Source organism: Paenibacillus sp. J22P15 (assembly GCF_056269345.1).
This window is the reverse complement of record NZ_JBWDNT010000001.1, coordinates 429177-441000: the sequence shown is the minus strand read 5'-3', so window position 1 is coordinate 441000 and position 11824 is coordinate 429177. Positions and strand designations below refer to the sequence as shown.

Annotated in this window: 9 protein-coding genes and 1 other annotated feature (1 of these 10 running past the window's edge); all 9 genes read right to left on the bottom strand. The window is 43.5% G+C overall.

Annotated features, from left to right (window positions below; genetic code table 11):
- Positions 1-71: a binding site (T-box leader), on the bottom strand (it extends 165 nt beyond the left edge of the window).
- A 727-nt stretch (positions 72-798) separates the two neighbouring features.
- The gene (locus AC0YN6_RS02085) at positions 799-1221 is read right to left on the bottom strand and encodes a hypothetical protein (protein ID WP_475744744.1); all 423 of its coding nucleotides are present in this window, start codon (positions 1219-1221) and stop codon (positions 799-801) included.
- 430 nt (positions 1222-1651) lie between these two features.
- Positions 1652-2167, bottom strand: a complete 516-nt coding sequence (locus AC0YN6_RS02080; protein ID WP_475744742.1) for a GNAT family N-acetyltransferase — start codon at positions 2165-2167, stop codon at positions 1652-1654.
- Positions 2168-2291: 124 nt separating this feature from the next.
- Positions 2292-3038, bottom strand: coding sequence for a type I methionyl aminopeptidase (gene map / locus AC0YN6_RS02075; RefSeq protein WP_475744741.1), 747 nt, complete (start codon positions 3036-3038; stop codon positions 2292-2294).
- Positions 3039-3344: 306 nt separating this feature from the next.
- Positions 3345-3656, bottom strand: coding sequence for a rhodanese-like domain-containing protein (locus AC0YN6_RS02070; protein ID WP_475744740.1), 312 nt, complete (start codon positions 3654-3656; stop codon positions 3345-3347).
- A 109-nt stretch (positions 3657-3765) separates the two neighbouring features.
- Entirely contained in the window at positions 3766-4842 is a 1077-nt protein-coding gene (locus AC0YN6_RS02065; protein ID WP_475744738.1) for a CHAP domain-containing protein, read from the bottom strand.
- A 30-nt stretch (positions 4843-4872) separates the two neighbouring features.
- On the bottom strand, positions 4873-7785 hold the full coding sequence (locus tag AC0YN6_RS02060; RefSeq protein WP_475744737.1) for a VWA domain-containing protein: 2913 nt from the start codon (positions 7783-7785) through the stop codon (positions 4873-4875).
- Positions 7769-9766 (bottom strand): vWA domain-containing protein, encoded by a 1998-nt coding sequence (locus AC0YN6_RS02055; protein WP_475744735.1) that lies wholly within the window; start codon positions 9764-9766, stop codon positions 7769-7771. Before AC0YN6_RS02055 ends, AC0YN6_RS02060 begins: the two co-directional genes overlap by 17 nt.
- Positions 9767-9820: 54 nt before the next feature.
- Positions 9821-10828 (bottom strand): DUF58 domain-containing protein, encoded by a 1008-nt coding sequence (locus AC0YN6_RS02050; protein WP_475744734.1) that lies wholly within the window; start codon positions 10826-10828, stop codon positions 9821-9823.
- Positions 10825-11814, bottom strand: a complete 990-nt coding sequence (locus AC0YN6_RS02045; RefSeq protein ID WP_475744733.1) for an AAA family ATPase — start codon at positions 11812-11814, stop codon at positions 10825-10827. Before AC0YN6_RS02045 ends, AC0YN6_RS02050 begins: the two co-directional genes overlap by 4 nt.
- Positions 11815-11824: the final 10 nt, after the last annotated feature.

The following is an 11824-nucleotide window of genomic DNA, read 5'->3' as shown; positions in this document are numbered from 1 at the left end:
GTACCGGCTTCCACTGCCCCGGCTCTCTGCAACTATCCGTCCTAGATTACTGTCCCAATCACTAATGTTGTTATTTTCATCTCATATTGTTTAAAATATTTATACAGGATGTGGATAGCGCTGTCAAGCTGCAATTGCTCCCTTTTTTCTTGATCATCATATCAAGAGTCATCTCGTTTTCCGAATAATTCCTTTAAGTATACTGAATATTTTTATTATTGTTTTAACAAATTCTTGAAAGAAATCACCAAGATACTTTTGGACTAGGAATCGTACCAAACTAAAGAATAGTGAAATAAATATAATAAACACAAATAGTTTTATTCCTGTTTCTATAAATCCCACTTAGATACATCACCTCTTATTCAACCATCTTTATCGTTTATTATTTTCAATCTGGTATTTCTATTAATTTTCTAAGAAAATCGCCCTGTTTTAGATTCTTTCCCATGAGAAGTATACTTCAAAAAAGGATGTTTTGGTGTTATATGGATACACTCGAAAGGAAACATCCTCATTTTTAAAGAACTCGTTAATTACACAATGAAATTGAAAACCATTCACTGTTACTCTTTTAGACGTTTTCTAAATGGTTTCATCTATCTCACCTCAGACGATTACTCACATTAAAATCTCCGTTTTACATACTGTTTATCAGATGTCATTTCGTGGTGGTTAAAACTACTATTTCATTACAATATAAAAGCGACCATGTATACTATGAACTTAATGACAACCAACTCCAAATTGGCGACCTGCTCTATGTTGATTATTCTGCTCTCGTTACCTGTTTATATTTTATGGTTTTTCATATTTGTCAGTTATTCTCCAGCTTCCATTTTTCAGTTTTACCTTTAATTGCATTGGAACTCTTGATGAACCATATTTGACTTCCATAGTGTTTTTGTCTAATCCTTTGTATGTATATTTAATCCAAATGGTAGCTGAGTAGAAAAAGTGTAATCCAAATCCCATATTCGTTGAGTAAACTATTATATCATCCTGCCTTGATAAACTTGATGGGTATATTTCTTTTCTATGAAACTTATTTAATGCTGATTCAGTCACTTGGTTATGCACTATTTGATTGTCCTTCTCTGGATGAAGATATATTGTTCTCAATGTTGCTTTGACATTGGTTAACATCCAAATATTGAATGCTAGATATATCACAATAAAGAAAAGACCTATCAGAGTCATCAATTTTTTATTTTTCATCATTTCCTCCCCAAACATAATTGGTTATTGTATATACGCATATTTATTTTTTCGTCGAAGATTATTGTTTGTCTCATTTACAGTAAACAGGCACGAAGCGACCAATATATTTTTCTTATTCGACGTTGTGTTCTCATATCCCTTGCTGTCTAGTTCATAAATCATTCTAATTCCGCCTTAATTAAAAACACAAAAAAGCCCCCATCTCTAAATTAAGAGACGAGAGCTGTGAAGATCCCGTGGTACCACTCTAAGTGCCAAACCTAAATATGGCTTGAACCCTCATATTGTAACGGTCTATGATCGGATTTGCTTACTTCGGTTCGTTCTTCGGTTCGGCAAACCATTTCTTGGGCCCGCTTCATCTAAGACATCCGTACCGGCTACCACTGACCCCGCTCGCTGCAACTATCCGTCCTAAATTACTTTGAGCTTATTCCAAAAACAGATCTGGATACTTCAGTTCACCTTTCACATTGTATCGGTTTCCTTGCGTTAGTTCATAGACCATGAAGACATTGTCAGGTACATCAAATTGTTTGAGATCAAATCCTAAAGCTCTTGCTGGTTTAAATCCGTATTTAGGATAATACGTGGGATGCCCGATTAAAAAAACATAGTCGTAACCCAGCTCCGCGCTTCTTTTTAGTCCCTCTCGGATCAATAGACCGCCTATTCCTTTCTTCTGTTGACTTGGCAGTACTGCAATAGGAGCAAGAACAATAACATCATGCTTGGTTTCTGCATCCACAACCACAGCTTTACTGAATAAAGCATGTCCAACGATTTGATCATTTTCTTCAGCTACAACAGACAGCTCTGGCACAAAAGAATCAGACAATCTAATTTTTTCCACCAATTTTGATTCATCTTCTCTGTTGTCAAATGCCAAGTAATTTAGTTGGAAAACTTCTGCGTTATCATTAATTCCTTCTGTTCTGATTTCCACTTCGTGCTCACTCCGCTCTGATATGTATTAAGACACTTAATATCCCCAAAAAGTTATACTCCTTGAATTACTGTTTATAAAAATGACTGCCGTCAATGACGGCAGTCTATTCAACAAAAGAAGTCTATTGCGCCGTCAAAATGATCGGTCCATCATCTGTAATCGCAAGCGTATGCTCGTATTGAGCAGACAAGCCGCCATCAACCGTTCTTGCCGTCCAACCATCTTGATCAATTTTACTGTGGTACTTTCCTGTGTTCAGCATTGGCTCAATTGTTAGCACCATACCAGCCTTTAAGCGCGTCCCTCTATTCGGCGGTCCATAATGAGGAACCTGTGGCTCTTCATGCATTTTCTGCCCAATACCGTGACCAATAAAATCTCTTACGACCGAGAAGCCTTGAGCTTCTGCGTAAGCTTGAATAGCGTGAGAGATGTCGCCGATTCGGTTGCCTACTACCGCTTGTTCAATCCCTTTATACATCGATTCTTTTGTAACATCAAGCAGCTTTTGCGATGTTTCTGATACATTACCAACAGCATATGACCATGCGGAATCCGCTAACCATCCATCTAGGTTGACCACCATATCAATGGTTACGATGTCTCCGTCGACTAATTTATTTTCACTTGGAAAACCATGACAAATCACATCGTTAACCGATGCGCAGGTTGCAAATGGATAGCCGTGATACCCTTTTTGTTCCGGGGTAGCACCATTATTTTTCAAAAAGGTCTCGACAAATTGGTCGATTTCCAAAGTAGTTATGCCAGCACGAATGAACGTCCGCAGCTCCCGATGACAAGCAGCTAGAACTTCACCTGCTTTTTTCATTTTCGCTATTTCTTCACTAGTCTTAATTACGATCATTCAAATCACCCAATCCTTCACTTCATTGACGATGATGCCTGAAGTATTTTGTCTTAAATCCAATGTGATTATAAGGATACCTCAAATCGCTCCAAAAATATATCCCAAAGGACGCAAATACCATAAGCATTCCATGAAATACGTCATCGCAGTATATGTTAGAACGACCCCATTCGTGTAAAGCATGATCCCAGCCCATTTTCGCGTAAGCTGCTATTACCTCGTTTCTCATCACACCAGCTGCTATAAAAAAAAGCCCTCAGAGGGCTTTTTTTAGAAAATAGAATTATTCTCATTAAAATTATATTATTCGCCAGTTGCAACTTCGCCTGGCCATTGGAGCATACCGCCAGCTACGTTAACCACTTTATAGCCTTGAGCCTGCAGAAAATCACAAGCTTTACCGCTGCGTCCACCGCTGCGGCAGATGATGATGATTTCGTCATCACCTTGCTGAAGCTCGTCCATACGCTCTTGCAGCTCAGACAGCGGAATGCTGCGCGCTTCTTTAATATGGCCTTCTTGCCATTCATCCGACTCACGTACGTCTACAAGATTTAAGGCTTTTCCTTCTTTCAACTGGACCTCTAGCTCGGCTGTTGTCATTTCAGAATACATGTTATCCATCCCTTCAAGCTATGTAAATTAAAAATTCTTTTACAAGCATTGTAACGCTAAGGGTTGTCCATGTCTATCTGGCCCGTACCGGACCCTCATCATTACATTGTTAAAGAATCGGATTATAATCGCCGTTCCAATCATACCGATAGTCGTTGTCAATTCGTATATACCCTAAGATAAAGTGCTGCCTCTCCCTGTAAAATACATCGGAGTAATTTTGATTATCTCGGTTTCCTTCGGCTACCAGTATTCTTTTCTCCTCAACACTTAAAACAAAGCCGATATGATCATGAGGCACATCAGACAGCAGCTTATCGTAAATAACGATATCACCCCGCTGCGGTGAAAACCCATCCTGTCCATCCTTATAGAAAAAGCTGATTTCAGGAAGCTGTGCCCATTCAAGCCAAGCAGTTACACCAGCAAAACGACAAATACCGTTCGGGTAACGAATAGGCAGCTTAATACCAGCTTTCCAGCAGCAATAATATACAAATGCAGCGCACCAGCTGTTTTGTAATTCTTTATAAATTGCAGTGTCCGGCCAAAATTGACAGATTTCAAGATAGCGTTTATCACTAGGAACTCCAATGATGTCCTCAAGTGCAAGTAACTCCGCTATATCAGCTAAACGATTTCTCGTATCTGAACGCTCTTGTTTCGGAACATCATCGCTGCAATCCAGTTTAGCCGTAAGTTGTAATGGGATCATCAGCTCACGAAGTACATTCTCCAGCCTGCTGGTTGTTTGTTGATCAAACTCAATACCCGGTTTCTGAAAAAAACATTGGAGCACATAAGCGTCCTTTATAATTTCATCATAAGGACCGTGTATACTGCACATGTCTTCATGATAGAAGATCGCTCTTAAAATGGTACGCTGCTCTTCTTTAGAAAAAATGTTCAAATCCCTAATTAGTGGTCTCACTGACTCAGCGCTGTTAGGACCGCCAAATTCACTAATGCCGGTTTTGTAGTAATAAAATCGGTGAAGTACTCCAGCAATTGCGGCGAGATCCTGATCTTGTCCCCTCCTTATCGCCAGCATGGAGGAAAAGTTAGAAACACCGTTTAAGTGAATAGCTGCCTCCTGCTTCTTGGCCGAGTTATCCATAGACGAGATCATTTCTTGAACAAGAAGACGAATGCTATCTATTCGCTTGTCTTTTTTAACGTTTTTCAATGGGGCAGCTCCTTTATGTTATTAACTTTGTTACCGCTTATTTTTGTTTTTTGCTGCAAGCAAACGGTTGATCGTTGCTCCATTCGCACGTTCACTCTGCTGCTCTACTGCCTCTTTTTCCAATTTTCTTGGAACACTGAGATTATCCTTCGGTGCTTGCCCGTTCTCTCTAGATTGGGTTCGATAATCAGATGCTTTTACTGGCTGCTCCACATCTTGTTGATTACTCGATTCACGATCTCCCTGACCATAGAAACGATTGGCTTCTGAGCTTCGCTTCTTTAAACGGGACAAGGAGCTGGATGCTGCGCTCTCTGATAGATTTTGATTTTTGTGCAATGCCGACATCGTTCTCGTACGAATTGGTTGGATGATCAGCTTAAACGTATGCTCCCATGAGATGGACAGCCTGCGAATGGCAATATCGAGCAGCCATAATAATAAGGCTAGAATTAGCAGCTCGCGAGTCCAATCATAAAGTTGTCGTGCTTTGGCAGGAACAAATTGAAAGGCTTGCTTTGGATCAGAGGGATCTAGTACCCTGCCGTTCGTTGCCGCAGCAACCTGTTCCAACAGTGCTAGACCATCCTCGTTGGCTATTCGATATTCGGGAGAGTATGGGATAACAAATCCCGTCGTACTTCCATTTTGAACCGAAGATCCATCATACGCAGAACCAATCTGTGCCAAATAAACCCCCGGTTCCGAAACCAATAGCTTCGTTTCAAATTCACCAGGAGCTACAGGCATCAAACGTTTCAGCTCGTTATTGCCCGCTTCGTTCTGGATTCCAACTGAAAGTTTGCTATCAGCACCTTCTCCTTGAGCTTGCGAACGAACCGTTAGCTTTGCTTCATTGCCATCCATTTGTGTCGAAATCGAATAAGGAGCACTCTCAAATTGTGGAAATGTCCATTTCACCCATTCCACGAACACTTTAGGAAGGTCTGACCATTGTACCCAATTACTCGACCACTTCCCAGTTAAATCACTTGTCCATGCCACCGTTCTTCCAGAGCCATAGGACCAGCGAGCAAGCAGCGGATCTCCATCAGCTGTCCTTAGTGCAATTTCAGCCGTTTCTTTAGGGGTAGTAGCAATGTAGGCGTTTATTGCTGGCAGCCCTTTACGCCAAAGGGAGGACCAATCCCCTGCTTGTCCAATATTCGGCGTAAACGTTTGCTCCACTATGTAGGTTCTTGACATCATCACCGTCTCCCGACTGAAAATCGCAGGCAGTGTGCTTTCGTCTTTCGTAAAGTAAAATCTACCTTTGGCATTCTCCGCAAGCTGCTTGAGTAACTGCTGATCTGCTCCGTCTCCTACAGCAACAGTCGATAATGTCATCTTTTGCTCGTTCATCGCATCGGTAATTCTATTGTAATTGGCATTCATTGATGATTGACCATCTGTCAGCAAGATCATATGCTTCCGCTGCGCATCTAGATTTTTCAAGCCCTCATAACCTGAATTCAGCGCGGAAAATATTTCAGTGCCGCCCTCCGGCTGAATGCCTTGAATTTTTGCAAGCACCGCCTCACGATCGGAAAGCTCCGTCGGTTCTACAACCCACCATGGCGCAGAATCAAATGCTACGACGCCAACCGTATCTTCATCGCGCAGAAGCTCAATGGTTCGCATAGCAGCTTCTTTCGCAAGCTCGAGCTTTCCATCGGACATACTTCCTGAACGGTCAATGACAAGTACAAGCCCTAATGATGGGATTTGTTTTTTTCCTTGCAAATCCATATACACAGGCAGAGCACGCTCAACTGGAGTTTTGAAATAACCTCCGAGCCCAAAGCTATCATCTCCGCCCAGCATCATTAGACCAATCCCGTAATCACTCACGGCTTTGGCTATCCATTCTATGGGCTTCTCGGCTATTCGAGTTGCTGAAACATTGTTCAAAATAATGCTGTCATATGCTGCATATTCGGTAAGCTCCACTGACAATTGCTCAGGGATAATCGTCTCATAACGAATCAGAGAAGCTTGAAGTGCAGCTTCAATGTTCGACGAGGATCCCGGTACACCTTCCACAATCAAGATAGCAGGAGGACCACTTACGCGACTGAAAGCGTGAGCCGTATTATTCGCCTGCTGTTCATCACCTGCGGCATATATTTCAGCTCTAAAGCGATGAAAACCAGGTTCAAGTGCAACACTTTGCAGAGCGAATCGATTTTCTCCTCTTTCGAGCTGAATATCAGACAAGGACAGTTCTGCATCATCAGCATATAATCGGAGCTGTGCAGGAGCAGCTATTGTGCTATTAATTGCAATTTCAAAGGTAAACGTCTCACCTTGTTTAAGTGATGTTGGAACGTTCAATTCGTCAATAGAAGTATCCGTTACGACCGAAGATTTGATTTGAACGACATCAACGGGAATACCGGCGTTTTTGAGTATACTAGCTTGCTTTCGCACATTGCCTGTATTTTCTGCTCCATCAGAGAGTAGAACGATCCGCCCGCCACCCTCCTTTTGCAGCATCGCTGCAGCCAGCTGCAGCCCTTGCGATAAATCGGTAAAGTTTGAATTCACGTTTGCTCGGAATGAAAACGCATGATCATTTTCCAAATCATGCTGTGAAACCGTACGTTCTACTGCTGCGTTTAAGCCAGAGGAGATGATTCCGCCGCGATCCTCTGACTCCTTGGAAGACCATGCTTCACTTATCCATTCACCAATGGGTATATCAGCCCTCATGCTGTCTGATCTGTCAGCGACAAATACAACATTACGCTGCTCTCGCACGATAAAAGGCTGCACTTGCGCCACAATCGTAATCAAGATTAAAACAATCAACGATCTCGTAGCGATCGCTATCACCTTGCGTCGACCGCGAAGACGAAGAGTCATTTTGGACATCCAAAATATATACAATATCCAAGGAAGCAACAATATAAGTGCCCAAGGGAAGTTAGCTTGAAAGCCCACGACGATACACCTCCCATTCCGCTGCCATAATTAGTAGTAGCAATATGGCTGCGTACAGCTGCAGCGAAACCTGCTTCTCACGTTCAGCTGCAGTGTCAGAGCTTAGCGCTTCTTGATTGGAAGCATCCGGAGTGAGCAAACCTTCCGTTACTGATCCCGAGACCTCCCTTAAGAGCTCCTCATTATCCACGGTTACAGCTAATAATCGACTGCTAACGACGGTTTGATCCTTATTGCTTTCTACGAGCCGATATAATCCTGGGATTGGAGGTGCATTGTATAATCCAACTGCTTCCATATCCAGCTCAGTAGACTGCTGCAGCAGCGTTTGCTCAGCCGTTGATACTCCAGCTGCAAGCTCAACCGACTCCCAAACAGCCTTAACAGTGTCCGAATGCAATGCAATTTCCAGAGGCTGCTCTGCAACGATAGAACCTAGCTCAATCTGCGAGCCTCCGCTCATCCACTGCGATGCCTGAACGATTAGGATTGGAAATTCAGGACGAAGCGGCAGGTCCGTATCTTGAAAATTAAACGTAAAGCGAAGCTTCGGCTTGCCATCTTCCATCCCTGCATAGATTGCTGGAATCCCACCATAGCTAAGCACAGCGTCTCCCCAGCTCAGCTCATCTGGACTTGGACTTGCAAGTCTTCCAATATGGGTATCTGCAAACGTAAGATAGGCTGTAAGTGAATGCTCCTTCTTCTCTACTTTTGTTGTAGTCGGGACGATTGCTGAATTATCCGATTGGTCAGGATGATCGATTAACCATAGCGGTTTTGTTTCCAGCAGCTTGTTCCACTCTGAATCTGCGAGCAATCGCTCGTTCAAACCGTCTATAATGATCCAATCTATTTTTTCAGCCTGCTCCCCTGTTAGAACAGCACTGTCTGGACTTATTTTGACCACCTTTACACCTGCAAGCTGCAGCGCTTTCTCTAAAAATAAATTTCCTTCGGATACGAGAAGAGCTAGTCTTACATGGGTTATCGTCGGAAATTGATAAGCTGTATTATCGATTAGAGCAGTGTCTGCTCGCTGCACGATTTGGGCTTTATAATAAAGGGCTGCTGAAAGATCAGTTACCTCCACGCTTTCCCACTCTCCAGCGGGCACGCTTACGCTTGTTTCTGCCGCCAGAACCTGACTTTCCTCACCTTCGTCACCAGAACTAGCGTAAACATTCAGCTTCGCCTGTTGATCTTGTTTGCTGTCATTTCGAATTGTAATGATGGCCGTATTCTTACCGCTATCATTCGAGTTTGCTTTAATACCGAAATATAGAATAGATAAATTGCTGCTATCCGCTGAATCCTGATCAATAACAAAACGCTTCATTGGAGCTTGCAGCTTCAGCTTATTAGATTCGGTGTTGTCAGACCAAAGACCATCTGTAAAAACAACAATCTCTCCAGTTGGATCACCTTGCAGCAAAGAGTCTGCTAATGATAGTGCCGCTGTTTGATCAGATATTCCATAAAATGGCGTTATCGCTTCGAGTTGCCGCTTAATCTGTTCCTTGTTGCTTTGACGATTAATTAGCACTTCTGGTTGTGCGCCCGTTGCTACGAGTGTAATGAGTCTATCTCTTGCTTGTTTCTGCAGCCAACCCTCTGCTTCTTGAATGGCGGATTCTAGACGCGTTTTCGAAGCAGCATCACTGCCTTGTACGTTTGCACTCATACTTGCTGAACGGTCGATGAGCACAACGACATGACCGGTTGGCTCAGCTTGCTTTGTCATAATAGGCTCCATTAACGCAAGTATAAGTATTAACGCCGCTAGCAGCTGCAAGAGCAAAAGCCAGCGGCTTCGGAGCTTTTGCCATGGTCGATTCGCTTCTTGCTCCTGCAGCACTCGTCGCCATAACATATGACTGGATATTTCTTTGTTCTCATAGGTTCGCTTCAAAATATACATGGCAGCGATAACCGGCAACGCAGCTGCAAACCAAGCAGATGCAATGGACAAAAACGACATCCATTCTCCTCCTATCTGGTCTATTCATACTCGAGGAGCAGCCCAAACGATAGATCAGCTATTCAGTACTTGTGAGAACAATAAAGTATGTCTAACGGTTTCTTCTAACGGTACACCTGTATTAACAAAAACATAAGAAGCTCCGCGTTCCGCACATATCCGCTTAAGATCATTTTGGAAGCTGGCGACGGCGCCTTTATATTCCTTCAGCAGCTTGTAGCCTATTGCTACCTCCTTGCCTGTCCCAAGTTCGCTATCAATCAATTTAAGCTCTCCGCTCAAATTTGGTTCCAGTTCTTCTGGCGATAACAGATGTACCAACACGACCTGTTGGCCGGCAGCAATGAATGAAACAATCGCCTCTTCCACTCCCTGCTCAAACATCGCATCAGTGAGCACCCAAGTGGAACCTGAACGCCTCGGCAAAGCTGCGGCAGACTTGAAGGGAGCAGCCATACTTACAATATCAGACTCCTCAATTTGCCTAACTATCTTATCTGGTGTTAGTTGTTGCACTGCACTAGCTAGAAACTGAAACAGCTTAGGTGATGATATTCGGCCATGCAGCGGCTGGAGTTCGTTAATCATTCGATCTTGAAATAATCGTACTGATATGCGATCATCACCGCAAAGCGCGATATATCCTAAACATGCAGCAAGTCTTAATGCGTATTGAAGCTTGTTAGAATCCATATTTCCAAATGCCATTGAACGAGATACATCCACATATAGGCTTACTTGCAGCTCCTGCTCATCCCAATACTGCCGCATATATGCTTTACCCGTTCGACCATATACATTCCAATCTATCCGGCGGATGTCATCGCCAGGTGAATAAGGACGGTAATCTGCGAACTCTTGTGAGCCGCCGAGTGAGCTGGAGCGCCTTTTGCCTGCCAGCATCCCTTTGATTCGATTGCCAGCGCGAATGCTCATTCGATCAAGCTCGGAGAGTAAAGAAACATTCGGAAATAACAGCTTTAATGCTTGCTCTGCCGTTAGCGCATCAGATTGAAAACTTGCAGTTTGAGCTGAACTTTCAAAGACGTTGCTCTCTTTCATCGTTCGGACTCTACTGCCAGCAATATAGCTTCTGACATCCGATCACTAGATAACCCCATAGCTTGCGCTTCATAGCTGAGTACGATGCGATGACGAAGTACTGGCAGGGCAGTTTGCCTAATGTCATTCCACGAGATATGTAATCTTCCGGCAGTTAATGCTCTTACCTTACTAACAGAAATGATTGCTTGAAGCGCACGCGGGCCTGCTCCGAATCGAACATATCGTTTAATATCTTCTGGTGCATCCGCTTCGTTAGGATGCGACATCATAATGACCTTCACCGCCAAATCCAGCACATCGTCTGAAACAAGAATCTGTTTCGCTGCCATTTGCAAGTCAGTTAGCTCATCAGCAGACATCACGACGGAAACTTGCGGCTGAGAGGTTGATGTCGTGCGCAATACAATTTGCTTTAACTCCTCACGAGTTGGATAATCCACTCCGATTTTCAACAAAAAACGATCAAGCTGCGCTTCAGGCAGCGGATAGGTACCTTCTTGCTCGATTGGATTTTGTGTTGCCAATACAAAAAAAGGTTTCGGCAAACGATGCGTCTCCCCGCCTGCCGTTACCGTTCCTTCCTGCATAGCTTCGAGCAATGCGCTTTGTGTCTTTGGCGTTGCGCGATTGATTTCATCAGCAAGCACTAAGTTTCCAAAGATCGGCCCCGGTTGAAATCGATGTGCTGCGCTGCCTTGCGCGCCGAAATCGATTAAGGTAGTGCCTGTAATGTCCGAAGGCATTAAATCGGGCGTAAATTGTATACGTGAAAACTGCAAAGCTATGCTATCCGCAACAGTGCGGACTAGCATCGTTTTGCCAAGGCCGGGAATTCCTTCAAGCAGCGCGTGACCGCCAGCGAGTAAACACCATAGCAGCTGCTCTATAACCGATTGCTGACCAACGATGACCCGGCCAATTTCCTCTTTCAATGCAGCGATCCTCGCTGCAGCTTCTTCTAGCTGTGCTTTGGTTTCTATCATATCGGATCAA

Bases quoted from the DNA above. Each gene is read 5' to 3' on its own strand.
- AC0YN6_RS02085 (WP_475744744.1), bottom strand. From the start codon at position 1,221: ATGATGAAAAATAAAAAATTGATGACTCTGATAGGTCTTTTCTTTATT.
- AC0YN6_RS02070 (WP_475744740.1), bottom strand. From the start codon at position 3,656: ATGTATTCTGAAATGACAACAGCCGAGCTAGAGGTCCAGTTGAAAGAA.
- AC0YN6_RS02055 (WP_475744735.1), bottom strand. From the start codon at position 9,766: ATGTCGTTTTTGTCCATTGCATCTGCTTGGTTTGCAGCTGCGTTGCCG.
- AC0YN6_RS02045 (WP_475744733.1), bottom strand. From the start codon at position 11,814: ATGATAGAAACCAAAGCACAGCTAGAAGAAGCTGCAGCGAGGATCGCT.
- map (WP_475744741.1), bottom strand. From the start codon at position 3,038: ATGATCGTAATTAAGACTAGTGAAGAAATAGCGAAAATGAAAAAAGCA.
- AC0YN6_RS02050 (WP_475744734.1), bottom strand. From the start codon at position 10,828: ATGAAAGAGAGCAACGTCTTTGAAAGTTCAGCTCAAACTGCAAGTTTT.